Source organism: Pseudomonas sp. SORGH_AS_0211 (assembly GCF_031453455.1).
GTDB classification, from domain to species: Bacteria; Pseudomonadota; Gammaproteobacteria; order Pseudomonadales; family Pseudomonadaceae; genus Chryseomonas; species Chryseomonas aestiva.
Genome location: NZ_JAVIZV010000001.1, coordinates 3,957,673 through 3,983,677 on the forward strand (window position 1 = coordinate 3,957,673; position 26,005 = coordinate 3,983,677).

Sequence of the window (26,005 nt, forward strand, 5' to 3'; positions counted from 1 at the left end):
ATCCATCGCGGCCATGCTAGTGCGCCGTAGCAATCCGCATTAACTCCGCGGCGCGTAGGCGAAGACGTCGGCGCGCATCTGGTGCGCGTCCATGCCGGCTTCCACCAAGGCGTCCAGGGTGGCATAGACCATCGCTGGCGAGCCGCTGGCATAGACATGCAGGCCGCTCAGGTCGGCGAAATCCGCACGCACCACCTCGTGCAGCAGACCGCAGCGCCCTTCCCAGCCACAGGCATCGCTCACCACCCGGTTCAGGGTGAGATTGGGCAGTTCCGCCCAGGCGTCCCAGGCCTCGATGGCATAGAAGTCGTCCGGCGTGCGCACGCCCCAATAGAGGTGCACCGGATGGGCGAAGCCCCGGGTGCGGGCGTCTTCGATCAGGCTGTGCATCTGGGCCATGCCGGTCCCGGCGGCGATCAGTACCAGGGGGCCTTCAGGCAGTTCGGCCAGGTGGGCGTCGCCATAGGGCAGCTCGACCTGGGCCATGCCCTTGCTTTCCAGTTGCGCCAGCAGCGCCTGGCTGCTGGCCTCGCGCGCCAGCACGTGCAATTCCAGCTCACGCCCCTGGTGGGGCGCCGAGGCCAGGGAAAAGGCCGACTGCTTGCCGTCGTCGCGCTGGATCAGCAGGTACTGACCGGCGTGATAGCGCGGCGGCCGCCCGGCGGGAGCACGCAGGCGCACCCGGCGGACATCGCCACCCACGTCATCCAGGGCCACCACCTGACAGGCCAGCTGGCGCACCGGCAATTCGCCAGGCGCGAGGACGCCGTCCCACTGCAGCAGGCAGTCGCTCAGGGGTACGGCCACGCAGACATAGATCTCGCCATGATCGACGGTCTGGCCGTGCTGGGCGACCTGGCCCTCCACCAGCAGCGCGGCGCAGAGCTGGCAATTGCCATTGCGGCAGCTGTGCGGCCCGCTGTAGCCGAGGCGCTGCGCGGCGGCCAGGATGGCTTCGCCGGGCTGGGTTTGCAGTACCGCACCCGAGGGCTGCAGGGTGACCTTCATCGTCGTCTCCGTTAGTCGATCCCGAGACTGGACCACATCTCGTCCACCCGTTTGACCACCGCTTCGTCCTTGACGATCGCCCGCCCCCACTCGCGGGTGGTTTCGCCCGGCCACTTGTGGGTGGCATCCAGGCCCATCTTCGAGCCCAGGCCGGAGATCGGCGAGGCGAAGTCCAGGTAGTCGATGGGAGTGTTGTCGATCATCACGGTGTCGCGCTTGGGATCCATGCGCGTGGTCACGGCCCAGATGACGTCGTTCCAGTCGCGGGCATTGATGTCGTCGTCGGTGACGATCACGAACTTGGTGTACATGAACTGCCGCAGGAACGACCAGACGCCCAGCATCACCCGCTTGGCGTGGCCGGGGTACTGCTTCTTGATGGTCACCACCGCCATGCGGTAGGAGCAGCCTTCCGGCGGCAGGTAGAAGTCGACGATCTCCGGAAACTGCTTTTGCAGGATGGGCACGAAGACTTCGTTGAGCGCCACGCCGAGAATGGCCGGCTCGTCCGGCGGCCGCCCGGTGTAGGTGCTGTGATAGATAGGGTCGCGGCGGCGGGTGATGCGTTCCACGGTAAAGACCGGGAAGGTATCGACCTCGTTGTAGTAGCCGGTGTGATCGCCATAGGGCCCTTCCGGCGCGGTCTCGCCCGGATGGATGACCCCTTCCAGCACGATCTCGGCACTGGCCGGCACCTGCAGGTCGTTGCCCACGCACTTGATCAGTTCGCTGCGACTGCCGCGCAGCAGGCCGGCGAAGGCGTATTCGGACAGGGTGTCGGGTACCGGGGTGACGGCGCCGAGGATGGTGGCCGGATCGGCGCCCAGGGCCACGGCCACCGGGTAGGGCTGGCCGGGATGCTTCTGGCACCACTCGCGGAAATCCAGCGCGCCGCCCCGGTGACTCAACCAGCGCATGATCAGCTTGTTGCGACCGATGACCTGCTGGCGATAGATGCCGAGGTTCTGGCGTTCCTTGTTGGGTCCGCGGGTGACCGTCAGACCCCAGGTGATCAGCGGCGCCACGTCGCCCGGCCAGCAGTGCTGGATCGGCAACCTGCCTAGATCGACCGCCTCGCCCTCTTCGATCACCTCCTGGCAGGGCGCATCCTTGAGCACCTTGGGCGCCATGCTGATGACCTTCTTGTAGATCGGCAGCTTCGACCAGGCGTCCTTGAGGCCCTTGGGCGGCTCGGGCTCCTTGAGAAAGGCCAGCAGCTTGCCGATCTCGCGCAAGGCGCCGACGTCCTCGGCGCCCATGCCCAGCGCCACGCGCTGGGGCGTACCGAACAGGTTGCCCAGCACGGGCATGGAGAAGCCCACGGGATTCTCGAACAGCAGCGCCGGCCCCTGCTTGCGCAGGGTCCGGTCGCAGATTTCGGTCATCTCGAGGATCGGCGAGACCGGGGCGGTCACGCGCTTCAGTTCACCACGCTGCTCCAGGCTGCGGATGAAGTCACGCAGATCTCGGTATTGCATGCGGCCTCTTGGCGCTGGGGAAAGTCTGGCAGTCTACCGCCTGAGTCGCGCATCGAGAAAGCACTGGCCCAGAAACGCCAAAGGCCGGGATTTCCCGGCCTTTGCATGCGACTGCGCCTTACTTGCTGCGCCTCATCGAATCGAAGAACTCGCTGTTGGTCTTGGTCTGACGCAACTTGTCGAGGAGGAATTCGATGCCGGCGATCTCGTCCATCGGATGCAGGATCTTGCGCAGGATCCACATGCGCGACAGCTCTTCCTCGTCGGTGAGCAACTCTTCGCGGCGGGTGCCGGACTTGTTGATGTTGATGGCCGGGAAGACGCGCTTCTCGGCGATCCGACGCTCCAGGGGCAGCTCCATGTTGCCGGTGCCCTTGAATTCCTCGTAGATCACCTCGTCCATCTTCGAGCCGGTTTCTACCAGCGCGGTGGCGATGATGGTCAGGCTGCCGCCTTCCTCGATGTTGCGCGCGGCGCCGAAGAAGCGCTTGGGCTTCTCCAGGGCATGGGCGTCGACACCACCGGTGAGCACCTTGCCGGAGCTGGGGATCACGGTGTTGAAGGCCCGGGCCAGACGGGTGATGGAATCCAGCAGGATGACCACGTCCTTCTTGTGCTCGACCAGGCGCTTGGCCTTCTCGATCACCATGTCGGCGACCTGCACGTGGCGGGTCGGCGGCTCGTCGAAGGTGGAGGCCACCACTTCACCGCGCACCGTGCGCTGCATCTCGGTCACTTCCTCGGGACGCTCGTCGATGAGCAGCACGATGAGGTAGCACTCGGGATTGTTGCGGGTGATGTTGGCCGCGATGTTCTGCAGCATGATGGTCTTGCCGGCCTTGGGCGCGGCGCGACGATCAGCCCGCGCTGACCCTTGCCGATGGGAGCGCAGAGGTCGATGACCCGACCGGTGAGGTCTTCGGTGGAGCCGTTGCCGGCTTCCATGGTCAGGCGCTTGGTGGGGAACAGGGGCGTGAGGTTCTCGAACAGCACCTTGTTCTTGGCGTTTTCCGGACGGTCGAAGTTGATGGTGTCGACCTTGAGCAGCGCGAAATAGCGCTCGCCCTCTTTCGGCGGACGAATCTTGCCGATGATGGTGTCGCCGGTACGCAGGTTGAAGCGGCGGATCTGGCTGGGAGAGACATAGATGTCGTCGGGACCGGCCAGGTAGGAGGAGTCGGCGCTACGCAGGAAGCCGAAGCCGTCCTGCAGGATCTCCAGCACGCCATCCCCGGAAATCTCGTCGCCACCCTTGGCGTGCTTCTTGAGCAGCGCAAAGATGATGTCCTGCTTGCGGGACCGGGCCATGTTTTCCAAGCCCGCGGCATCCGCCATTTCCAACAGTTCCGTGATGGGCTTTTGCTTGAGTTCGGTCAGATTCATAGACGTATGTTGACGTGAGAAGAGGCGAAGGAGGGATTCGAGCTGAGCGGCCGGATGCGAGATTAGCTTCGCGGGATGCGTTCTGAAGAGGAGAACTGACGGCTACAGCAGATGAGAAGACGGCCCGCTGATGGGGTCGTGGCTGGAATCTAGCACCTGCATGGGTACTCGTCCAGCCGTCCGGGCATAAAAAAGCCCCGCATGGCGGGGCTTTCGACTGGCTGCCTCAGACGTTGGCGTCGAGGAAGGCGGCCAGTTGCGACTTGGACAGGGCGCCGACCTTGGTGGCCTCGACCGCGCCGTTCTTGAACAGCATCAGGGTCGGGATGCCACGCACGCCGTACTTCGGCGGGGTGTCCTGGTTTTCGTCGATGTTCAGTTTGCAGACCTTGAGCTTGCCCTGGTAGTCCTTGGCGATCTCGTCCAGAACCGGCGCGATCATCTTGCACGGACCGCACCATTCGGCCCAGTAGTCGACCAGCACGGGGCTGTCGGACTTCAGCACGTCCTGCTCGAAGCTGGCGTCGCTGACGTTGGTGATGTATTCGCTCATTGACTCTCTCCGAATTCGGGTGCGACTTGAAGTATGGCCATGATAGCCCTGCTGCCGTCACTTCGAAAGCATTCGAACATTGATGGTGGCTATGACCGGCATTGATGGCAGAAGTGGTTCACGATCTGGCAAACGGGCGACAAGGCCTGAGAAAGCGGAGTCGAGCTGCATTTCCGAAGCCTTTGCAACCCTGACCGGTCACCGTTCCACCGATCGTGGATCGCTGTTTAGACAGCAGGAACCGTGAAGGGGGTTCCACTGCGCAGGGCCGCATTGCGGATATGTTCGCGCATGGCCTTTTGCGCCGACGCGGGCGAGCGGCGGCTCAGGGCCCTGAGGATGCGCCGGTGTTCCTGCCAGGTTTCCAGGGCCCGCTCGGGGCGCACGAAGGGCAGCTTCTGGCTCTCGTGGAAGCGTTCGGGGCTGCTGGTGATCACCGCCAGCATGGCCGGGTTGTCCGCGGCCAGCAGCAGCTGGCGATGGAAGTCGAAGTCCAGCACGGCCGCCTCTTCCAGCTCGTTGGCCCGCAGCGCCCGGTGCAGGGCGGCCAGATTGACCTCCAGGCGATCCAGGTCGGCAGGCCCCAGGGTGACGGCGGCCAGCCCTGCGGCGAAGCCTTCCAGGGCGAATCTCAGCTGGAAGACATGGGCCGCCGTCACCTCGTCGGCGAAGGGCCAGTGTCCGTCCACCGCACCCGTCGCTGCCTGCACATAGACGCCGCGCCCGGGCTGGACGCTGACCAGGCCCAGGGCGCTCAGGGTGGACAGCGCCTCGCGCAGGGAGGCGCGACTCACCCCCAGCCGCTCGGCCAGCTCACGCTGCGCGGGCAGGGCCGCACCGGGGGCATAGCCTTCGGTCTCGATCAGTCGGCGAATGGCGTCGACGGCATATTGGGGTACGGCGCGAGTGGCAGCGAGGGGCATGGCGTGGTCAGGCCAGTCAGTCCGGAAGCTTGCCTTTTATGCCCAATTTCCAGCGACTTCAAGTGCAGCCCCAAGGCAGAGCACGCCGCGACAACCGCGCACCAAAGCGGCTCACTGCAGGCGCCAGCGCAGGCGGCTGTCCTGGAGCAACTGTTCAGACCAGTAAGACCAATCCTCAAGCCTGACGGCCCTTGCGCCCCTCTGGCAGGCGGCTGGCACATGAAATGCACTGGTAGAGCCATCCCATCCTGCTTCCGGAGTCTCGTCATGCTCAAGCGCTGGACCGCCCTCTCCCTGCTCGCCCTGGGCCTCACCGCCCTGCACACTTCCGCCCAGGCCGATCAACTGGCCGATATACAGCAGCGCGGCGTGCTGAGGGTCGCCGTGCCGCAGGACTTCCCGCCCTTCGGTTCGATCGGCCCGGATCTCAAACCGCGCGGCCTGGATATCGACACCGCGCAACTGATGGCGGACAAGCTGAACGTGAAGCTGGAAGTCACCCCGGTCAACAGCACCAACCGCATTCCCTTCCTGACCACCGGCAAGGTGGACCTGGTCATCTCCAGCCTGGGCAAGAATCCCGACCGGGAAAAGGTCATCGACTTCAGCAAGCCCTATGCGCCCTTCTATCTCGGCGTCTTCGGCCCCAAGGATGCCACCATCAGCACACCCGAGCAGCTGGCCGGCAAGGTGATCTCGGTCACGCGCGGCTCCATCGAAGACCTGGCGCTCACCGACGTGGCGCCGAAGGACAGCGTGATCAAGCGCTTCGAGGACAACAACTCCACCATCGCCGCCTACCTGGCCGGGCAGTCCGAGCTGATCGCCAGCGGCAGCGTGGTGATGAAGGTGATCGGCGCCCGCAACCCGGCCAAGGAACCGGTGCTCAAGGTCAAGCTCAAGGACTCGCCGGTGTACGTGGGCATCAACAAGAACGAGCCGGCGCTCAAGGACAAGGTCGATGCCATTATCGATGCGGCCCGCGCCGACGGCACCCTGAGCAAGAACTCCGAAAAATGGCTGGGCGATCCCCTGCCGGCCGCTCTCTGAGGATCGACGCGCCATGGCGTATCAGTTCGACTTCCAGCCCGTGCTCGCGCAGAGCGACCTGCTGCTCAAGGGGGCGCTCTACACCCTTGAGCTGACGGTGATCGGTGGCTTCTTCGGTATCCTCATCGGCATCGTCGGTGCCACCTGCCGCGCCTGGCGCCTGAAGCCCTTCGCCCAGGCCTTCGGGGTCTACGTCGAGCTGATCCGCAATACGCCCTTCCTGATCCAGCTGTTCTTCATCTTCTTCGGCCTGCCCTCCATCGGGGTGCGGATCGAAGCCGGCCAGGCGGCGGTGCTGGCCATGGTCATCAACCTCGGCGCCTATTCAACCGAGATCATCCGCGCCGGCATCCAGGCGATACCGCGTGGCCAGCTGGAAGCGGCGGCGGCCCTGGCCCTGACCCGCTTCGAAACCCTGCGCTACGTGATCCTGCGTCCGGCCCTGGCCAAGGTCTGGCCGGCGCTGTCGAGCCAGCTGGTGATCGTGATGCTGGGCTCGGCGGTGTGCTCGCAGATTTCCACCGAGGAGCTGACCTTTGCCGCCAACTTCATCCAGTCGCGCAACTTCCGCGCCTTCGAAACCTATCTGCTGACCACCCTCATCTATCTGCTCATGGCCATTGGCGTGCGTCAGGCGCTGCATTGGCTGGGCGTCTTCTTCATCGTCAGGAGGCGTTGATGGACTTCACGCTCGCCGACATCCTGCGCAGCCTGGCCAGCGGCCTCGGCCTGACCCTGGTGCTGTCGCTGGCGGCCTTCCTCTTCGGCGGCCTGGCCAGCGCACTGGTCCTGCTGGCGCGCAACTCGACGCTCCGGCCGCTACGCCTGCTGGCGCGCGGCTACATCGAGCTGTTCCAGGGCACCCCGCTGCTGATGCAGCTGTTCCTGACCTTCTTCGGGCTGTCGCTGCTGGGTCTGGAAGTCCCCGCGTGGCTGGCCGCCGGCCTGGCCCTGACCCTGTTCACCAGCGCCTATCTCGCCGAGATCTGGCGTGGCTGCGTCGAAGCCATTCCCCACGGTCAGTGGGAAGCCTCGGAAAGCCTGGCGCTGACCCGCTTCGAACAGTTGCGCCACGTGATCCTGCCGCAGGCCCTGCGCATCGCCGTGGCGCCCACCGTGGGGTTCTCGGTGCAGGTGGTCAAGGGCACCGCGGTGACCTCCATCATCGGCTTCACCGAGCTGACCAAGATCGGCGGCATGCTCGCCAATGCCACCTTTCAGCCCTTCACCGTCTACGGCCTCGCCGCCCTGGGCTATTTCATCCTCTGCTACCCGCTGTCGCTGGCCGCACGCTGGCTGGAAAGGAGACTGCATGCCGCTGCTTAGAGTGACCGCCCTGCACAAACACTATGGCAACCACCATGTGCTCAAGGGCATCGACCTGACCGTCGAGGAAGGCCAGGTAGTGGCCATCATCGGCAAGAGCGGTTCGGGCAAGAGCACCCTGCTGCGCACCCTGAACGGCCTGGAATCCATCAACGACGGCGTCATCGAGGTGGATGGCGAATACCTGGACGCCGCGCGGGTCAATCTCCGATCGCTGCGGCAGAAGGTCGGCATGGTCTTCCAGCAGTTCAACCTCTTTCCGCACCTGACCGTGGGCGAGAACGTGATGCTGGCGCCCCAGGTGGTCAAGAAGACCAGCAAGGACGAGGCCCGCGCCCTGGCGCGGCAAATGCTCGATCGGGTCGGTCTGGCGGAGAAATTCGACAGCTACCCGGACCGCCTCTCCGGCGGTCAGCAGCAGCGGGTAGCCATCGCCCGCGCCCTGGCCATGTCGCCCAAGGTGCTGCTCTGCGACGAAATCACCTCGGCGCTGGATCCGGAACTGGTCAACGAGGTGCTGGCGGTGGTCAAGCAGCTGGCCCGCGAGGGCATGACGCTGATCATGGTCACCCACGAGATGAGATTCGCCCGCGAGGTTGGCGACAAGCTGGTGTTCATGCACCAGGGCAAGGTTCACGAAAGCGGTCATCCCCAGGAGCTGTTCGCCCGTCCGCAGACGCCGGAACTGGCCCAGTTCATCGGCCAGGTGGCTTCATGAGGCGGAAAAACCCTATTTTTTCTGCCACTTTGCGCAACCGTAACCGCTGTGCGCTTGAAGCCGTCACCGGCTAGCTGGCACGATGGCGCGGTTTATCGCCGAGAGCCTCCAGATGCAGCCTTCGCCAGCCGAACCCCACGAACTGATCGCCGCCATCGACCTGGGCTCGAACAGCTTTCACATCGTCCGGGCGCGCCATTCCCACGGGGAGATCCGCATCCTTGAGCGGCTGGGCGAAAAGATCCAGCTGGCTGCCGGCCTGGACGAGTCGCGCCTGCTCAGTGAAGAGGCCATCCAGCGCGGCCTGGACTGCCTGCGCCGCTTCGCCCAGCTGATCGCCGGCATGCCGCGCGGCGCCGTGCGAGTGGTGGGCACCAACGCCCTGCGTGAAGCGCGCAACCGCGGCGAATTCATCCAGCGCGCCGAAGCCGTGCTCGGCCATGCGGTCGAGGTCATCTCCGGTCGCGAAGAGGCCCGCCTCATCTATCTGGGCGTGTCCCACTCCATGCCCGATGTGCCCGGACGCCGCCTGGTGACCGACATCGGCGGGGGCAGCACCGAATTCATCATCGGCCAGCGCTTCGAGACCCTGCAGCGCGAGAGCCTGCAGATGGGCTGCGTCAGCTTCACCAAGCGATTCTTCGCCGACGGCAAGATCACCGCCGCCCAGTACGCCCGTGCCTACACCGCCGCCCGCCTGGAATTGATGAACATCGACCAGGGCCTGCGCGAGATGGGCTGGCACCAGGCCCTTGGCGCTTCCGGCACCATCCGTGCGGTGGCCCTGGCGATCCAGGCCGCCGGCCGCGGCAATGGCGAGATCACCCCGGAGGGCATCGAGTGGCTCAAGCGCAAGCTGCTCAAGCAGGGCGACATCAACCTGCTCAACATCGACGGCGTGAAGCCGGATCGACGCGCCATCCTGCCGGGCGGCCTGGCCATCCTCGAAGCCCTGTTCAAGGCCCTGGAGCTGCAGGAAATGCACCTCTCCGAAGGCGCCCTGCGCGAAGGGGTGCTCTACGACATGATCGGCCGGCACAGCCACGAGGACGTCCGCGAACGCACCCTCAACGCCCTGGCCGAGCGCTACCACGTCGATCAGCGCCATGCCGAGCGGGTGGAAAAGCGCGCCCTGAAGTCCCTGGCACAGGTCGCCGAGGCCTGGGCCCTGACCGACGAGAATCATGCCGAACTGCTGCGCTGGGCGGCGCGCCTGCACGGCGTCGGCCTGGACATCGCCCACTACCAGTACCACAAGCATGGCGCCTACCTGATCGAGCACTCGGACCTGCCCGGCTTCTCCCGCCGCGACCAGCAGGCCCTGGCCCTGCTGGTGCGCGGCCATCGCCGCAACATCCCCGTGGAGCGCCTGCAGGAGCTGGGCGCGGAAGGCGAGCCGCTGCTGCGCCTGACGCTGCTGCTGCGCTACGCCATCCTCTTCCACCACATCCGCCACAAGAGCATTCCGGACGTCCAGCTCAGCGCCGGCGAGCGCAGTCTGGACGTGCAATTCCCCGATGGCTGGCTGGCGGAGAACCCCCTGACCCAGGCCGACTTCGAACAGGAGGCGCAGTGGCTGGAGCGGGTGGGGTACAAGTTGAGCGTGCGGTGAGGGGACTTTTTGTAGGTTGGGTTGAGCGGAAGCGAAGCCCAACGGTGCGGGGGCTTCACCTCGAGTTTTTAGTACCCAACTCTTTGTGTGCATTGGCTCTTTATCGAAGTCTTCTGGTACTCCTTGTTTCGCCCACTCGGGCGACTCACTTTTTTCAGTCGCGAAAAAAGTAAGCAAAAACGCTTGCCCCGACCATCCGGCCCTACGCTGCGCGCCGGGTCCGCTCACGCCAGCGTCGTTCCGGGGTCGGCCTACACGGGCCGTCCATGGCCCGTTAGGCCTCTCGCCGCATCCATGCGGCTCGACCCACTCCACGACACCGGCGTTCGCCCTCCTGAACGGGGCGATTCGCTAGCCTGAAAGTTTTAGTTGAATAACCCGTAGCCCGTAGCCCGTAGCCCGTAGCCCGTAGCCCGTAGCCCGTAGCCCGTAGCCCGTAGCCCGTAGCGTGGACAACGGCGAAGCCTTGTCCACTGATGGTGTCGGTGCCCAACAGTGGAAAACGCTGCGCGGTTTTCCACGCTACAGAGACAGTAAATACCGAATCCTCAGGCTGGCGCCTCGTCCCCATCAGTGAGGCCGAGTGTAGGTGCCGCGGAAGGGGATGCGAGGCAGGACGCCGAGCAAGGCGCGAGGGGCAGGAGGCCCCTTCGTGCCGTGCCACTGGAGCGGCGCCGGAGCGAGGGGACCCGGAGCGAAGCGGAGGGCCGAAACGTGGGGACAGCGTTTTTGGTTACTTTTGCCGCGACTGGCAAAAGTGACTCGCCCGGGTGGGCGAAACAAAACCATCAAAACACTCGATAATCAGCGAATGCACCCATAAGCCCGGCACCCAGTAACGACTCAACATTGTTGGGCTTCGCTCCCGCTCAACCCAACCTACGAAACCGGCCAGGGCCCACGTCGGCATGGGCCCGAAACTTCCTCAGCGCGTATTCACCACCGGGCTGGCCAATCGCTCCAGCAGCGTCGCCTGCACACTGCGGGCATTCTGGTTGCCGGTCGGCGATTGCCGGATGTAGCTGCCGTCTTCCTGCAGTACCCAGGCCTGGGTGTTGTCGGTGAGATAGCCTTCCAGCTCCTTCTTGACCCGGGTGATGAGCTTCTTGCCTTCCACCGGGAAGCAGGTCTCGACGCGCATGTCGAGGTTGCGCTCCATCCAGTCGGCGCTGGAGAGATAGAGTTTCTCGTCGCCACCGTTGAGGAAGTAGTAGATGCGGCTGTGCTCCAGGAAGCGGCCGATGATGGAGCGCACCTGGATGTTGTGGGACACACCCGGTACACCGGGGCGCAGGCAGCACATGCCGCGCACCACCAGGTCGATCTTCACCCCGGCCTGGCTGGCCTTGTAGAGGGCGCGGATGACCTTGGCATCGGTGAGGCCGTTGACCTTGGCCATGATCTGCGCCGGCCGCCCTTCGCTGGCCGCCAACGCTTCGCGGTTGATCATCTCCAGCAGGTTCTTCTTCAGGGTGAAGGGCGCGTGCAGCAGCTTCTTCATGCGCAAGGTCTTGCCCATGCCGATCAGCTGGTTGAACAGCTTGTGCACGTCCTCGGTCAGGGCCACGTCGGCGGTCAGCAGGCTGTAGTCGGTGTACAGCTTGGCGTTGCCGGCGTGGTAGTTGCCGGTACCCAGGTGGGCATAGCGGCGCAGCTCGCCGTTCTCGCGGCGCAGGATCAGCATCATCTTGGCGTGGGTCTTGAAGCCCACCACGCCATAGATGACCACGGCGCCGGCCTGCTGCAGGCGGCTGGCCAGCTGCAGGTTGGACTCCTCGTCGAAGCGCGCGCGCAATTCGATGACCGCGGTCACCTCCTTGCCACTGCGCGCCGCGTCCACCAGGGCGTCGACGATCTCGGAGTTGGCGCCGCTGCGGTAGAGCGTCTGCTTGATCGCCAGGACGTTGGGGTCCTTGGCGGCCTGGCGCATCAGGTCGATCACCGGAGTGAAGGACTCGAAGGGGTGCAGCAGCAGCACATCGAGCTTGCCCAGCACGTTGAAGAGGTTGTCCTTCTTCTGCAGCAGCTTGGGAATGGTCGGCGTGAAGGGAGCGCTCTGCAATTCCGGATGGCTGTCCAGCCCGGTGATGGAGAACAACCGGGTCAGGTTGACCGGGCCGTTGACCTTGTACAGCTCGCTCTCGCCCAGATTGAACTGCTTGAGCAGGTAGTCGGTAAGGTGTTTCGGGCAGATGTCCACCACCTCGACCCGCACCGCATCGCCGTAGCGGCGGGAGAAGAGCTCGCCACGCAGGGCACGCGCCAGGTCTTCGACATCCTCGGTGTCCACCGAGAGATCGGCGTTGCGGGTCAGGCGGAACTGGAAGCAGCCCTTGACCTTCATGCCGGGGAAGAGATCGTCGGCGTGGGCGTGGATCATCGAGGACAGGAAGACGTAGTTGTCGCCGGGGCCCGCGACTTCCTCCGGCACCCGGATGATCCGCGGCAGCAGGCGTGGCGCCGGGATGATGGCCAGACCGGAGTCGCGACCAAAGGCGTCCATGCCCTCCAGCTCGACGATGAAGTTGAGGCTCTTGTTCACCAGCAGCGGGAAGGGATGGGTCGGGTCCAGGCCGATGGGGGTGATGATGGGCGCAATCTCGTCGCGGAAGAACTTGCGCACCCAGGCCTTGATCTTGACGTCCCAGTAACGACGGCGGATGAAGCGAATCCGCTGCTCGGCCAGGGCCGGCAGGAGGACATCGTTGAGGATGGCGTACTGCCGGTCCACCTGGCCGTGGACGATGTCGCTGATGCGCGCCAGCGCCTGGTGCGGCAGCAGGCCATCGGCCCCGGCCTGCTCGCGGGCGAAGGCGATCTGCTTCTTCAAGCCCGCCACGCGGATCTCGAAGAACTCGTCCAGGTTGCTGGAAAAGATCAGCAGGAACTTGAGGCGCTCGAGTAGCGGATAGGATTCGTCGAGAGCCTGCTCCAGCACGCGGATGTTGAACTGCAGCTGCGACAGCTCGCGATGGATGTAGAGGCTGCTGTCGTCCACGTTGGCCGCCGGCACGCTGGGGGCGGCAGGCACCTCGAGCACGGGCGCGGACGGCTGCACCTCGACGTCCGTCGCGATCGCCTCCTCCGGCGTCTCCAGAGACTCGGCGGTGACGGGCTGTTGCAGATCGGTTTCGACGAAACCCTGGCTACTCATTGAAGCTCCTTAGGAACGCGAAGGCCCCTGGCGAAGTTGTTGGGCGGCGCGTTTGGCGAAATAGGTGAGGATGCCGTTGGCCCCGGCACGCTTGAAGGCCAGGAGCGATTCGAGAATCACGGCCTCGGACAGCCAGCCGTTCTGGATCGCGGCCATGTGCATGGCGTACTCGCCGCTCACCTGGTACACGAAGGTCGGCACGCGGAATTCCTCGCGGACCCGGCGGACGATGTCCAGGTAGGGCATGCCCGGCTTGACCATCACCGAGTCGGCGCCCTCGGCCAGGTCGCCGGCGATCTCGTGCAAGGCCTCGTCGCTGTTGCCCGGATCCATCTGGTAGGTGGCCTTGCTGCCCTTGCCCAGGTTGGCGGCCGAGCCGACGGCGTCACGGAAAGGCCCATAGTAGGCGCTGGCGTACTTGGCCGAGTAGGCCATGATCTGCACGTTGTGATAGTCGGCGTCTTCCAGGGCGGCGCGGATGGCGCCGATGCGACCGTCCATCATGTCCGACGGGGCGATCACCTGGGCGCCGGCAGCGGCATGAGACAGCGCCTGCTTGACCAGCACCTCGACCGAGATGTCGTTGAGCACGTAGCCGCGCTCGTCGAGGATGCCGTCCTGGCCGTGGGTGGTGAAGGGATCCAGGGCCACGTCGGTGATCACCCCCAGTTCCGGGAAATGCTCGCGCAGGGCCCGGGTGGCGCGCTGGGCGATGCCGTCGGGGTTGTAGGCCTCGGCGCCGTCCAGCGACTTGCGCTCGGTGGGCGTGACCGGGAACAGCGCGACCGCGGGAATCCCCAGCGCCACCAGTTCGGCGGCCTCTTCCAGCAGCAGGTCGATGGACAGCCGCTCAACGCCAGGCATCGAGGGAATGGCCTCGCGACGGCCTTCGCCATCGAGCACGAAGACCGGCAGGATCAGGTCATCCACCGTCAGCACATGCTCGCGCATCAGACGACGGGAAAACTCGTCGCGGCGCTGACGGCGCATGCGAGTGGCAGGATAGCTACGGCTGATGGGGGTAAAACTCACGATCGACTCCCAGACCCGGATCACGGGTCAGTGTGATGGGTTATAGGCCACAATCATGACCGATTGGTAACAGCAGATGACAATATGGAGTGCCTATAGGTCCTATCCAAGGCAGACGCCGGCTGGACCCGGCGTGACACAGGGTCGCAGCGAAATCCCTGCCTGACCGTCTGGCACCCGGCGGACGGAAGTCCGTCACACTTTCTTTCCAGACACCAACCGGGGTAGGCTGCGCCATCTTTATTCACCTCGTGTAGCGCCGAATGCTCCAACAATTCCTCCACGATTTCGGCTATTTCGCCCTTTTTCTCGGCACCTTTTTCGAGGGCGAAACCATTCTGGTGCTGGCCGGCTTCCTGGCCTTCCGCGACTACATGAACATCCAGACCGTCATCCTGGTCGCCTTCTGCGGCAGCTATGCCGGCGATCAGCTCTGGTACTTCCTCGGCCGGCGCCATGGGCGCAAGCTGCTGGCGCGCAAACCCAAGTGGGAAGCCGCCGGCGAAAAGGCGCTGGCGCACATCCGGCGCCATCCGGATCTCTGGGTGCTGAGCTTTCGCTTCGTCTACGGCCTGCGCACGGTGATGCCGGTGGCGATCGGCCTGTCGGGCTATCCGCCGGCGCGCTACCTGATCCTCAACGGCATCGGCGCCATCGTCTGGGCCACGGTGCTGGGTTATGCCGCCTTTCACTTCGGCGCCGTCCTCGAAGGGGTGCTGGGCAATCTCAAGCGGTATGAACTGATGGTGCTAGGTGGCCTGGTGGTGATCGGCCTGCTGCTCTGGCTATGGCGCCGCAGCCGGACACCCAAGGCCTGACGGCAGGCCGCTCCCTAACCGGTACGTCGATCGAACAGATTAAAGGCCCAGCTACCGCTGCCGATGCCCTGAGCATCAACCCCTCCCGAAACCTCGTGTGCACGCTGGCGATAGAGCATGCTGAACTTCTCCACCCTGCTGCCTCCCGGCCATCAGATCCTGGCTGCCAACGAGTACGAAAGCCTACTCGTGGTCCTGGCGTACCTGATCGCCAGCGCCGCCGGCTACACCGCCCTGGCCATGGCCGACTGGGTGACCAACAGTCGCTCCCGCCGCGGCAGCGAACTGGCCAAGCTGATCGGCGCCGTCGCCCTGGGCGGAGGCATCTGGTCGATGCACTTCCTGGCCATGCTGTCGTTCAAGATCGGCATCCATGTGCACTATGCACCCCTGCAGACCCTGGCCTCGCTGCTGATCGCCGTCGCCGTGTCCTACACGGTCATGCACCTGATCGGGCGCGAGTCCCTGACCGCACCGCAGTACCTGCTCGCGGCCCTGGCCGCCGGCCTGGGCATCGCGACCATGCACTACACCGGCATGCTGGCGATGCAGTCGGTCGCCGTGCAGCTCTATGATCCGCTGCTGGTGGTGATTTCCGTGGTGATCGCCAGCCTCGCGTCCCTGGGCGCCCTTTTGCTGGCCTTCCGCCTGCGCGGCAGGACCGGCCTCAGGACCCTCTGGCTGCGCGTGCTGGGCAGCCTGGTCCTGGGTTTCGCCATCGTCTCCATGCACTTCACCGGCATGGCCGCCCTGACCCTCGCCGTGCCGATCGGCTTCGAACCCGACGGCCTGGCAGAAATGAATCAACACCTGGAGCTGGGCATGGGCATCGCCCTCGGCACCCTGTTCATCATCATGGTGGGGCTGCTCGCCGCCTGGGCCGGCGAACGCTTCAATGCCCAGCGCCTGCGGCTGGAGCGGGTCTCGACCACCCTCGATCAGATCACCCTGCACGACCCCCTCACCCACCTGCTCAACGGCGGCAGTTTCATCCAGACCGTCGACCGGGCCATCGGCCAGGCGCGCACCGGTGAGCAGTTCGCCCTGCTGATGCTGGACATCGATCACTTCAAGCGCATCAACGACAGCCTCGGGCATGCCCTTGGCGATGAATTGCTGATCCAGATGGCGCAGCGGATCCGCGCGGTGCTCGACAACGACCTGCCGCTGGCCCGCTATGCCGGCGACGAATTCAGCCTGTTGCTGCCGCTCGGCCAGCGCGGCGACAGCCAGCCCCTGGCCATGCGCCTGCTGGAGCAGTTGCGCCCGCCCTTCGAACTGGCCGGACAGCGCATCGCCATGACCTTCAGCCTGGGTATCGCCCACTATCCCCAGGACGGCGCCAACGCCGGCCAGTTGCTGCGCAGCGCGGGCCTTGCGGTCGGCCACTGCAAGCGCAGCGGACGCAATCGCAGCCAGAGATTCACCACCGATCTCCAGCGCGACGCCGACGACCTGCTCAGCCTGGAGATGGACCTGCGCCACGCCCTGGCCCAGGGCGGCCTGCACGTCGCCTATCAGCCCATCGTCGATCCGTGCGGCGCTCCGGTGGCCCTGGAAGCGCTGGTGCGCTGGCAGCATCCGGTCCTGGGCCCACTGAGCCCCGAACGCTTCGTGCGCGTCGCCGAGGAAACCGGCCTGATCGCCGACCTGGATGGCTGGGTCATGCGCCAGGCCTGCGCCGATCTCGCCCAGCTGCACCGTGAGGGGCATGCGGAACTGCGCGTTTCGGTGAATTGCTCGGCACTCAATCTGAGCGATCGTCTGCTGCCCCAATCCATCGCCCGGACCTTGCAGGCCGAGGACCTGCCGGCGTCGGCGCTGATCCTCGAGGTGACCGAGAACGCCCTGATGCACAGTCTCAACGTGGCCGTCGAGGTGCTCGGCGAGATCCGTACGCTGGGCGTGCGGGTGTCCATCGACGACTTCGGCAGCGGCTATTCATCCCTGGCCTATCTGAGCCGGCTGCCGGTGGACTCGCTCAAGGTGGATCGCGCCTTCGTCCGCACCATCCCCAAGCAGAGCAACGACATGGCCATCGCCGCGGCGATCATCGCCATGGCGCACAAGCTGGGCCTCAACGTGGTCGCCGAAGGGGTGGAAACCAGCGAGCAACGCCAGTTCCTGCAGGCCAACGGCTGCAACTTCATGCAGGGCTATCTGTTCGGCCGGCCCATGCCGTTGCCGCAACTGCGCACCTGGCTGCAGCAACCCGCCATCGCGGCCGTCCCGGCCTAGCCGACGCTCCGCACCTAGCCAGCAGCGCTGCGCTGGAGGCGGGTGAGCAGCCGATCCAGGGCATTGGCGAAGGCCTGGCGATCACGTTCGCCGTAGCCGGCCTGGCCGCCGCCCATCTGGCCCTGGTCGCGCAGGTCGGTCATCAGATTGCGCATGGCCAGGCGCTGGCCCATGTTGCGCTCGTCGAATTCCTGGCCGCGCGGATCGAGGGCGACCACGCCCTTCTTCACCAGCCGGTCGGCCAGGGGAATGTCGCTGCAGATCACCAGGTCACCGGGCTGCGCCTGCTCGACCAGATGGTCGTCGGCGGCGTCGGGGCCACTGGGCACCACCACCAGGCGCACACAGGCGAAGGGCGGCTTGATCTGCGGCTGGCCAGCCACCAGCACCACCTCCAGCTTGCGCTTGAGGGCGAACTTGCAGACCAGCTCCTTGGCGGCGCGCGGACAGGCATCGGCATCGATCCACAGGATCACGGGGGATTTCTCCGGCAAAAGCCCAGGATACCGCGCCGCGGCGGCGCACCCCAGCGCGGCGGCGCGGTCGGACAGGGATAGCGATCTGACTGGAGTCTCCCATGACCTTCTGGCAACGCCTGGAGCAGCCCGCCCAGGTCCTGGTGTATGGCGCCACCGGCGGCCTTGGTCTGGCCCTGTGCGACCAATTGCTGGCCCGCGACGACGTCGCGCGGGTCTGGGCCTGCGCCCGTCAGGCCGAAGGGCATGCCGGTCTGGCCGCGCTGGAGCGGCGCCATGGCCCGCGCCTGCGCGGCCTCGACGTCGATCCGCTGGCCGAGCCCGACCTCGCGGCCCGCCTGGCTGACGAGACGTCCCGCCTGGATCTGCTGCTGTGCGCCTCGGGGCTGTTGCAGGGCGCGCGGGCGCGCGCCGAGAAGAGTCTGACGCAGGTGGATCAGGCCGGGCTGCTGGAAAGCTATCTGGCCAATGCCGTGCTGCCGCTGCTGCTGATCCGCCAGCTGACGCCGCTGCTCAAGGGCCAGCACCCCTGTCAGATCGCCGCGCTCTCGGCGCGGGTCGGCTCCATCGGCGACAACCAGCTGGGCGGCTGGTATGGCTATCGGATGGCCAAGGCCGCGCTCAACCAAGGCCTGCGCTGCGCCAGCATCGAACTCGCTCGGCTCAATCCGCAGAGTTGCGTGCTGGCCCTGCACCCTGGCACCACCGACACGGCGCTGTCCCGGCCCTTCCAGGCCCGGGTACCGGCCGACAAGCTGTTCACCCCCGCCTATGCGGCCGAACGGCTGCTGGAGGTGCTGGCCGCACGGGCGCCGGCCGAGACCGGCAGTTTCTGGGATTGGCAGGGACAGCCGGTGGTCTGGTAGCGCCCGGCTTCAGACCGCGGCGCGGCGCACCGTGGACAGCAGCGCGGCCGCGGCGAGGAACAGGCTGGCGAACACCCGGTTGGTGATGCGCTGCTGCCGAGGCGTGCGCAGCAGGGTCAGCACCCGGGCAGCCAGACCGGTGTAGCCGGCCATCACGATCAGGTCGACGGTGACCATGGTCACCCCGATGAGCAGATACTGCGCGGCCAGGGGCGCGTGGGGATCGACGAATTGCGGCAACACCGCGAGCAGGAAGATCAGCGCCTTGGGATTGCTCACGTTGACCAGGAAGCCACGCATGACCAGGGCACCGATCCGCGGTGGCAGACGTTCGCCGACCACCTGCTCACCCAGGTCCAGCGGCGCGGCGCGCCATTGGCGGATGGCCAGGTAGGCGAGATAGGCCACGCCGAACCACTTGATCAGGGTGAAGGCCAGTTGCGAGGTCGCCAGCAAGGCGCCGACGCCCACGGCGACCACGGCGATCTGCAGCGCCAGTCCCAGTTGCAGGCCCAGCGCCGTCCAGTAGCCGCGCCGGAAACCGTGGTTGACGCCGGCACTCATGGAGGCGACGGCGCCCGCCCCCGGCGAGAGGCTGATCATCCAGCAGGCAATGAAGAAACCGGTCCAGACCTGCAGACTCATGGATTCACCTGTCGAGATGGAAATCGAAGGAGCCGTCGGCATCGCGCCAGCGCCGGACCGACTTCTGGAAGAATTGGGTGTTGGGGATCTGCACCAGGGTGGCTTCCTGGTTATCGTCCAGTTCCTGCAGCGTCACGAAGAGCATGTTGATGGCCACCACCCGCCCCTTGATGCCCGGCTTGTCCGAAGCGTCCAGCACCTCGATGCGATCGCCCAGGCGAAAGGGGCCGACGGTAAAGATCAGCACCGCGCAGAACAGGTTGGAGAGCACGCTCCAGATGGCGAAGAAGGCCACCGCGGCCACCGCGACGAAACCGGAAATGGCCGTCCAGAGCACCGCCGCGGAGACCCCGAAGCGCTCCAGCGCCATGAGGATGGCACTGCCCATGATCAGCCAGCGCAGGACTCCACGCAGCCCGAGGACGATCTGCGGCGGCAGCGGATAGCGTTCGCCCAGGCCGGTGACGGCGCGGGCCACGATACGCTGCAGCACGTAGCCGAGCAGCAGCACCAGGGCCACCTGACCGGCCACCAGCAGGTAGTCGCCCCAACCCGGCAGCCAGGTGTACAGCCACTGAGTCATCAGGCCCCCTCGAGTTCGGCTTGCAGACCTTCCAACCGCTCCAGGGCCTCCAGCCACTGTTCTTCCAGCTCGGCTTCGCGGGTCTTGGCAGTGGCCTGGTCGGCCAGCGCCTGGCGCAGCTCCTCCTTGCGGGAAGCGTCGTAGAGTCCGCTGTCACCCAGGCGGGCTTCCAGGGTAGCGAGCCTTTCCTGCAGCTTGCCCAGCTCGGCTTCCAGCTTGTCGGCGGCCTTCTTCAGCGGCGCCAGCTGCTGGCGCAGGGCGGCGGCGGCCTGGCGCTGCGCCTTGCGATCGGTCTTGTCGACCGCCGCGTCGCCGTCCGCCACGAGCACCTGCCGGGCACGGAAATCCACCAGCCAGCGACTGTAGTCGTCCAGGTCGCCGTCGAAGGCCTGCACCTTGCCATCGGCCACCAGCAGGAATTCGTCGGTGGTGCTCTTGAGCAGATGACGATCGTGGGAGACCACCAGCACCGCCCCGGCGAATTCCTGCAGCGCCAGGGTCAGCGCCAGGCGCATGTCCAGATCCAGATGGTTGGTGGGTTCATCCAGCAGCAGCAGGTTGGGCTTCTGCCAGGCGATCAGCGCCAGGGCCAGCCGGGCCTTTTCGCCACCGGAGAAATTCAAAACCACCTCGTCGCAGCGCGGACCACGGAAGTCGAAGCCACCCAGGAAGTCACGCAGACCCTGCTCGCGCTCGCCGGGGGCGATGCGCTGCAGGTGCAGCAGCGGACTGGCCTTGGCGTCCAGGGAATCGAGCTGGTGCTGGGCGAAGTAGCCGATGGCCAGGTTCTCGCCGCGCTGCAGGCGGCCGCCGAGGGGTTCCAGCTCGGCAGCCAGGGTCTTGATCAGGGTCGACTTGCCGGCGCCGTTGGGGCCGAGCAGGCCGATGCGTGCCCCCGGCGCCAGCTGCAGCTTGACCGGGTGCAGGATGGTGGTCTCGCCGTAGCCGAGTCGGCCTTCGGCCAGGTCGAGCAGTGGGCTGGACAGCTTGTCCGCCTCACGGAAAACGAATTCGAAGGGCGAGTCGACATGGGCCGGCGCCAGCTCTTCCAGGCGTTCCAGGGCCTTGATCCGGCTCTGTGCCTGGCGCGCCTTGGTGGCCTGGGCCTTGAAGCGGGCGATGTACTTCTCCATGTGGGCACGCTGGGCCTGCTGCTTGTCATAGGCCTGCTGCTGCTGCGCCAGGCGTTCGGCGCGGGTACGCTCGAAGCTGGAATAGCCGCCACGATAGAGATTGAGCTTCTGCTGGTCCAGGTGCACCACGTGATCGACCACGGCATCGAGGAAGTCGCGGTCGTGGGAGATCAGGATCAGGGTGCCGGGATAGCCCTTGAGCCAGTCTTCCAGCCAGAGGATGGCGTCCAGATCCAGGTGGTTGGTGGGTTCGTCGAGCAGCAGCAGGTCCGAAGGGCACATCAGCGCCTGGGCCAGGTTCAGGCGCATCCGCCAGCCACCGGAGAAGTCGCCGACCTGGCGTTCCATCTGCGCGGCGGTGAAGCCCAGTCCGGCCAGCAGCTTGCGCGCCCGGGCGTCGGCGGTATAGCCGTCGGCCGCCTCGAAGTCGGCGTGCAGCCGGCCCAGGGCGTTGCCGTCCTGGGCCGCCTCGGCGGCTGCCAGCTCGCGCTGGATGCGGCGCAAGTCGCTGTCGCCATCCAGCACATAGTCCACCGCCAGCCGCTCCAGGGTATCCACCTCCTGGCGCATGTGGGCGATGCGCCAGGCCGCCGGGATGTGACAGTCGCCGGCGTCGGCACCGAGCTGGCCGCGCAGGAGGGCGAAGAGACTGGATTTGCCGGCACCATTGGCACCGATCAGACCGGCTTTCTGGCCGGGATGCAGGGTCAGCTCAGCGCTTTCGAGCAGACGCTGGGGACCACGCTGTAGAGTAAGGTTCTGTAGTCGGATCATGGCGGCGGAGTGTAGCAGCTCCACCACCCACGAATGGGGAGGCGGACATGCAAGAGGACCTGTGGGAATTCGCGTTGGCAGTATACGCCCGGCCCGGTGTGGAAGGCGCCTGTTTGCGTCTGCAGGAAGCCGGTGCCGATGTCTGCCTGGTGCTGACGGCACTCTGGCTGGATCGGCGTGCCTGCGCCCTCGACAATGAAGGCCTGACGCGGCTGCGCCGCGCCGCGCAGCACTGGCAGGATACGGTGGTGCGTCCGCTGCGCCAGCTACGGCAGGCCTGGAAGGCGGCGTCCAGCGCGGACGAAAGCCTGGCGGCACTGCGCGAGCAGCTCAAGGGACTGGAATTGGCAGCGGAACGTGAACAGCTCGCGCGTCTGGCGCGACTCGCCGGCCATTGGCCGTGCCGAGAGGCACGGGACCAGGAGGACTGGCTGCACGCGCTGGCACCGCGCGAGGCAGCCGCAGCGGACCTCGACCTGCTGGCCGAGGCGGCGCGGATGATCCGAGTCTAGACCGAAGCCAGACGCGGTTGCTGGTGCGAGGTGTGCAGCACCTCGATGAGGCAGTCTTCCAGCTCGAAGCGCTCGCGCAGGGTTTCGCCCAGCAGCTTGAGTTCGATGGTCAGCAGACCCGGGTCCCGGTAGGCCCCGCGCTCGAATCTGTCGTTGAAGTTCAGGGCGGCGTCGGTCAGGGCCTGCAGGCGCGGATAGACGCTGTCGGCGAACTCGATGGCGCGCTCGTCCTGGAATTCACGGGCTTCGGCCACCAGTTGCTCGTAGATCTCGAAATGCGCGGTGGACATGTAGTCGACCAGCATGTCGCAGAGTCGCTCCAGTTCACCGACCTCGCGCACCGGACCCAGCAGGGGCTCCATGTCCAGGGTTTCGTAGGCGGTCACCAGCTCGCGGCGGGCAATCAGCCAGCGGTCGATCAGCTGGTGGACCCCACCCCAGCGTTCCTGGGCATTGCGGCAGGTTTCTAGCATGACGGCAGCTCTCTATACGGGCAAGACGGTCCGGGCGCAGACGCCCGGGGGTTATCAGGAACTATACCGACATCGTCTCGCCAGGCGAGTGCCGTTGCTCGGAGAAAGGCCCAATGTGGCGCTTCAGCAGTTAACCACACAATTTTGGCGGCGCTTCCTGTCCGCAGTGGCGGACCGCCTTGGACGTCGTTGGCACTCCTCGCCATAGCCCTGCCATGACCCGTCCCGGCGCCTGGCCCGCCCGGGGCGCCGAACCGAACAAGACTCACTCGCCACTTCTTGCGCGAGCTTCAGAAACCCCACACTAGCGACGGCGAAAGACCTTGACCAGGCTCAGGGCCATGAGCAGCACGAAGGCCAGCAGGCTCCATTCCGGGATACTCAGACCGAACAGCGTCCAGTTGACCTCGGCGCAGTCGGCGGTGCCGTGCAGGACCAGGCGGATGATCTCCTGGAAGGGCAGCGCCTGCATCATGTAGTCCAGGCTCGGCAGGCAGGCCGCCAGCTCTTCCGCCGGGACCGTCTGCAGATAGACCTGGCGGCCGGCGGTGGCGGCACCGGCCGCGGCCAGCAGCAGCAGGACCACGCCATAGATGCGCCGCCCACGCTTGCCCGGTGCCTGGATGCCGGCGATCAGCGCCACCACCCCGACCAGGATGAAGAAGATCCGTTGCATGACGCACAGCGGGCACGGCTCGAGGCCGACCACGTGTTCGAGATAGAGACCGACGCCCATGAGCACCGCGCAGGTGGCGGCCATGAACAGGAAGATGAAGCGGGGACTAGTCACGGACGCGCCGTCTCCAACAGGGAATTGGGACGTTACGGTAGTGAAAGCCCGGGCACCTTTCAAGGACCCGGGCAGACGAGGTGCGCCGTCAGACCCTGGGCGTCGGCAGCGAAGGGGCGTCGGACTCGCGCCACTGGCTCTGCAGGAGCTGCTGGCTGCGGTTCACATCGCCCAGCTGGATGGCCACTCGTGCCAGTTCACCGGCGGTGACCGCGGACGGCCGCTGCGCCAGGCTGCGCTCCAGATATTCGCGTGCCTTGCCCCACAGCTGGTTGTTCATGCACAGCCGGCCCAGGGCCAGCAGCAGCACCGCGTCCTGGGGTCGGTCCTTGAGCCAGCCCTCGGCATGGTGCAGCGGGCGACTGGCGTCACGCGGACGCAGCTGGCCATAGAGCTCCACCAGGCGCTCGTCCCACTGGCGATTGAGGGTGATGTGCAGCACCTCCTCGGCCAGATCGTCGCGGCCGATGGCGCGCAGCTGACGGGCATAGGCCAGTACCACCGAGGCATCGCCCTTGAGCGCCGTGGGCACCTGTTGCCACTGGGAATCCACCGCCGATTCCGCGCCCTGGGCGGGAACCTCGTCGAGGGTGGCGATCCAGACCTTGCGTTCCAGGTCATCCTGTTCCTGGGGCCGCAGCACCTGCTGCTTGCGCAGTTGCGGCAACAGGGCGATCAGCGCCGGCCAGTCACGCAGGGTCACCTGCAGGCGCTGCAGATGCAGCAGGACCTCGCCATTCTTCGGATACTTGGCCTGCAACGGCGCCAGGCTGTCGCGGGCTTCCAGGTATTGGCCCCGGTCGATCTGCAGCCGCGCCTGTTGCAGGCCGATGGCCAGCTCGGCCTGGGGTTCGCGCTCGCGAGCCTGGCGCAGCAGGCGATCCCGTTCTTCCAGGTCACCCAGTTCGTTGGCGGCGCGGGCAGCGCCCAGCAGCACGAACAGCGGCTGGTCGGCGTGCTCGGCGGCGCCTTTCAGATGCTTGAGGGCCCCGCTCCAGTTGCCTTCGGCCAGTTCCAGCTGCCCCTTGTGGCGCGCCTGCTCCAGGCGGCGCTGGCGATTGTGCCGCGACCAGGGGTTGAGCACCTTGCCGGTCAGACCCAGGGCACCCAGCACCAGCTTGAGGATGTAGAGCGCCAGCCAGGCGGCCACCAGCATCGCCAGGAAGGCCCAGAGACTCGATTCGTAGCGGAAGTTGCTGTAGGACAGCAGGACGTAGCCCGGCTCCTTGGCCAGCACCACGGCGACGCCCAGGCCGACAAGCAGGGCGAACAGGAACAGCAGGTACAGGCGCTTCATGGGCGATTCTCCTGAGCCGCGCCGGCGGCGGCATTGTTCGGCTGGATTTGCTGACGCTGGGCGATGTAGGCCTGCAGCGCGGTCAGGGCCGGGGTCAGGTCAGGCGCTTCGAAGGTGACCGGGCGCTCGGCCAGCTCCTGCAGACGCAGCTTGACCGCACGGCTGTCTGGATTCTGGTTGTTGAAGTGCGCGGCGAGGACGTCTTCGGCCTGCTCGATGGAGAGTCGATAGACCTCCTGATTGCCGTTGAGCACGGCCCACTGTGCCTGCTCCAGCGCCAGGCTCATGGCCAGGCGCACCTGGGCGAGGGACTCCTCGGCCAGCAGCGGACGGATCGGCTGATCGGCGGAAAAGTCGATGCGGAAGTAGCTGGAGATGCGCTGGCGGAAATCCTGCCACCATTGCTGCAGCGCATTGCTCGGCGGGACCGCGGCCTTTTCCACGCCGGGCTGGTCGGCCACCGTGGTGGAGAAGCGCGGCGGCAGGGGCTCCAGGCTCTGCACCTGGTTGCGCAACGAGGCCAGCTGGACGAACTGCCCGGTCCGGTCCAGATCGGGCAGCTGGCGCAAGGTCTGCTGGGCATTGGCCACCTGCTGACGCGCGTTGAAGGCAGCCGGATCGTTTTGCGCCTTGAGGATGTCATCGACGCCCTGCAGCAGGTTCTGGGCACTGGGCACATCCTGCAGCGCGGTCATGCGCAGGGTCGCCATGCGCAGCAGGTGCTCGGCCTCGGTCAGGCGCCAGGCCTGGCGACTCTGGCCGACCACCTCCTTGAACTGCTCGGCGAGGTGCTGCTGGTCCCCCTGCAGCTCGGCAAGCTGACGGCGGCGCTCTTCCAGCTCGTTGGCCGAGGGCAGGCGGCCCAGATCGGCACTCAACGCCTGGTTGCGGTTTTCCAGCTGGCGCAACTGGCTGCGCAGATCCTCGGCCTGGGCGGCCTGGCTCTGCTCGGCTTGGCGCACCTGCTGCAGTTGCCAAACGCTCCAGCCGCCGACACCCAGGCCACCGGCGGCTACCAGCAGGGCCAGCAGTGCCAGGCCGGACGCCTTGCCCGAGCCCTTGCGGCGCACGCCTGCCGGTGGCGGTGATGGCGGCGGCGAGGCGGGAGTCACGACTGGATCGGGAGAGACATCGTCGGCGCGGGGGGCTTGAGTTTCGCTCAC

General features: G+C 66.1%; 23 protein-coding genes and 1 pseudogene. 9 read left to right on the forward strand and 15 right to left on the reverse strand.

The features are described 5' to 3' along the window. Positions 1-39: 39 nt before the first annotated feature. The 5 genes and pseudogenes from QE393_RS18350 to QE393_RS18370 form a co-directional block, all read right to left on the reverse strand. Complete coding sequence (locus QE393_RS18350) at positions 40-1,008, reverse strand: CDP-6-deoxy-delta-3,4-glucoseen reductase (RefSeq protein WP_273806857.1); 969 nt, start codon at positions 1,006-1,008, stop codon at positions 40-42. A gap of 11 nt (positions 1,009-1,019) precedes the next feature. Beyond that, positions 1,020-2,486, reverse strand: coding sequence for a 4-hydroxy-3-polyprenylbenzoate decarboxylase (gene ubiD / locus QE393_RS18355; RefSeq protein ID WP_273806858.1), 1,467 nt, complete (start codon positions 2,484-2,486; stop codon positions 1,020-1,022). A 118-nt stretch (positions 2,487-2,604) separates the two neighbouring features. Continuing rightward, positions 2,605-3,869: pseudogene (gene rho, locus QE393_RS18360) on the reverse strand (transcription termination factor Rho). A 226-nt stretch (positions 3,870-4,095) separates the two neighbouring features. Then, on the reverse strand, positions 4,096-4,422 hold the full coding sequence (trxA, locus tag QE393_RS18365; RefSeq protein WP_017639417.1) for a thioredoxin TrxA: 327 nt from the start codon (positions 4,420-4,422) through the stop codon (positions 4,096-4,098). A gap of 227 nt (positions 4,423-4,649) precedes the next feature. Further along, positions 4,650-5,345 carry a FadR/GntR family transcriptional regulator gene (locus QE393_RS18370; protein ID WP_273806860.1) on the reverse strand — a complete coding sequence of 232 codons (696 nt, stop codon included), beginning with the start codon at positions 5,343-5,345 and terminating at the stop codon, positions 4,650-4,652. 267 nt (positions 5,346-5,612) lie between these two features. On the opposite strand from QE393_RS18370, the gene QE393_RS18375 reads away from it, so the two are divergent. The 5 genes from QE393_RS18375 (at position 5,613) to ppx (ending at position 10,051) form a co-directional block, all read left to right on the forward strand. Beyond that, positions 5,613-6,395 (forward strand): transporter substrate-binding domain-containing protein, encoded by a 783-nt coding sequence (locus QE393_RS18375; RefSeq protein ID WP_273806862.1) that lies wholly within the window; start codon positions 5,613-5,615, stop codon positions 6,393-6,395. A 13-nt stretch (positions 6,396-6,408) separates the two neighbouring features. Next, positions 6,409-7,074 (forward strand): amino acid ABC transporter permease, encoded by a 666-nt coding sequence (locus QE393_RS18380; protein WP_273806863.1) that lies wholly within the window; start codon positions 6,409-6,411, stop codon positions 7,072-7,074. After that, positions 7,071-7,721, forward strand: coding sequence for an amino acid ABC transporter permease (locus QE393_RS18385; protein WP_178118366.1), 651 nt, complete (start codon positions 7,071-7,073; stop codon positions 7,719-7,721). The genes QE393_RS18380 and QE393_RS18385 overlap by 4 nt, the downstream gene beginning before the upstream one ends. Then, a complete protein-coding gene (locus QE393_RS18390; protein WP_183631757.1) occupies positions 7,708-8,439 on the forward strand; it encodes an amino acid ABC transporter ATP-binding protein in 732 nt (243 codons plus the stop codon). The genes QE393_RS18385 and QE393_RS18390 overlap by 14 nt, the downstream gene beginning before the upstream one ends. A gap of 112 nt (positions 8,440-8,551) precedes the next feature. Continuing rightward, positions 8,552-10,051: an exopolyphosphatase gene (gene ppx / locus QE393_RS18395; protein ID WP_273806864.1), complete on the forward strand. Its 1,500-nt coding sequence runs from the start codon at positions 8,552-8,554 to the stop codon at positions 10,049-10,051. Positions 10,052-10,976: 925 nt separating this feature from the next. On the opposite strand, the gene ppk1 is transcribed toward ppx, so the two are convergent. Both ppk1 and hemB read right to left on the reverse strand, forming a co-directional pair. After that, the gene (gene ppk1, locus QE393_RS18400) at positions 10,977-13,205 is read right to left on the reverse strand and encodes a polyphosphate kinase 1 (protein ID WP_273806865.1); all 2,229 of its coding nucleotides are present in this window, start codon (positions 13,203-13,205) and stop codon (positions 10,977-10,979) included. A gap of 9 nt (positions 13,206-13,214) precedes the next feature. Continuing rightward, positions 13,215-14,237, reverse strand: a complete 1,023-nt coding sequence (gene hemB / locus QE393_RS18405) for a porphobilinogen synthase (protein ID WP_273806866.1) — start codon at positions 14,235-14,237, stop codon at positions 13,215-13,217. A 263-nt stretch (positions 14,238-14,500) separates the two neighbouring features. Here hemB and QE393_RS18410 point away from each other — a divergent pair, with 263 nt between their 5' ends. Both QE393_RS18410 and QE393_RS18415 read left to right on the forward strand, forming a co-directional pair. Beyond that, the gene (locus tag QE393_RS18410) at positions 14,501-15,055 is read left to right on the forward strand and encodes a DedA family protein (RefSeq protein ID WP_133860460.1); all 555 of its coding nucleotides are present in this window, start codon (positions 14,501-14,503) and stop codon (positions 15,053-15,055) included. Positions 15,056-15,172: 117 nt separating this feature from the next. After that, positions 15,173-17,293: a bifunctional diguanylate cyclase/phosphodiesterase gene (locus QE393_RS18415; protein ID WP_273806867.1), complete on the forward strand. Its 2,121-nt coding sequence runs from the start codon at positions 15,173-15,175 to the stop codon at positions 17,291-17,293. A gap of 14 nt (positions 17,294-17,307) precedes the next feature. On the opposite strand, the gene QE393_RS18420 is transcribed toward QE393_RS18415, so the two are convergent. Then, on the reverse strand, positions 17,308-17,769 hold the full coding sequence (locus QE393_RS18420) for a YaiI/YqxD family protein (RefSeq protein WP_158889768.1): 462 nt from the start codon (positions 17,767-17,769) through the stop codon (positions 17,308-17,310). Between the two features lie 101 nt (positions 17,770-17,870). Between QE393_RS18420 and QE393_RS18425 the strand changes: the two genes are divergently transcribed. Then, complete coding sequence (locus QE393_RS18425; protein WP_273806868.1) at positions 17,871-18,635, forward strand: SDR family NAD(P)-dependent oxidoreductase; 765 nt, start codon at positions 17,871-17,873, stop codon at positions 18,633-18,635. Between the two features lie 9 nt (positions 18,636-18,644). Here QE393_RS18425 and rhtB read toward each other — a convergent pair whose 3' ends face one another. From rhtB to QE393_RS18440, 3 genes are read right to left on the reverse strand one after another with little or no spacing between them, the layout of a single operon-like run. After that, positions 18,645-19,280: a homoserine/homoserine lactone efflux protein gene (gene rhtB / locus QE393_RS18430; RefSeq protein ID WP_273806869.1), complete on the reverse strand. Its 636-nt coding sequence runs from the start codon at positions 19,278-19,280 to the stop codon at positions 18,645-18,647. A gap of 4 nt (positions 19,281-19,284) precedes the next feature. After that, positions 19,285-19,863 (reverse strand): mechanosensitive ion channel family protein, encoded by a 579-nt coding sequence (locus QE393_RS18435; protein WP_133860455.1) that lies wholly within the window; start codon positions 19,861-19,863, stop codon positions 19,285-19,287. After that, positions 19,863-21,770, reverse strand: a complete 1,908-nt coding sequence (locus tag QE393_RS18440) for an ATP-binding cassette domain-containing protein (protein ID WP_273806870.1) — start codon at positions 21,768-21,770, stop codon at positions 19,863-19,865. Before QE393_RS18440 ends, QE393_RS18435 begins: the two co-directional genes overlap by 1 nt. Before the next feature lie 47 nt (positions 21,771-21,817). Between QE393_RS18440 and QE393_RS18445 the strand changes: the two genes are divergently transcribed. Further along, the gene (locus QE393_RS18445; protein WP_273806871.1) at positions 21,818-22,282 is read left to right on the forward strand and encodes a TIGR02444 family protein; all 465 of its coding nucleotides are present in this window, start codon (positions 21,818-21,820) and stop codon (positions 22,280-22,282) included. On the opposite strand, the gene rsd is transcribed toward QE393_RS18445, so the two are convergent. From rsd to QE393_RS18465, 4 genes are all read right to left on the reverse strand, one after another. Then, on the reverse strand, positions 22,279-22,755 hold the full coding sequence (gene rsd, locus QE393_RS18450) for a sigma D regulator (protein ID WP_133860452.1): 477 nt from the start codon (positions 22,753-22,755) through the stop codon (positions 22,279-22,281). The two genes, QE393_RS18445 and rsd, sit on opposite strands and share 4 nt — an antisense overlap. Before the next feature lie 304 nt (positions 22,756-23,059). Beyond that, entirely contained in the window at positions 23,060-23,545 is a 486-nt protein-coding gene (locus QE393_RS18455) for a disulfide bond formation protein B (protein ID WP_133860451.1), read from the reverse strand. Between the two features lie 88 nt (positions 23,546-23,633). Continuing rightward, positions 23,634-24,842: a heme biosynthesis HemY N-terminal domain-containing protein gene (locus QE393_RS18460; RefSeq protein WP_273806872.1), complete on the reverse strand. Its 1,209-nt coding sequence runs from the start codon at positions 24,840-24,842 to the stop codon at positions 23,634-23,636. After that, positions 24,839-26,005: a uroporphyrinogen-III C-methyltransferase gene (locus tag QE393_RS18465; protein WP_273806873.1), complete on the reverse strand. Its 1,167-nt coding sequence runs from the start codon at positions 26,003-26,005 to the stop codon at positions 24,839-24,841. The genes QE393_RS18460 and QE393_RS18465 overlap by 4 nt, the downstream gene beginning before the upstream one ends.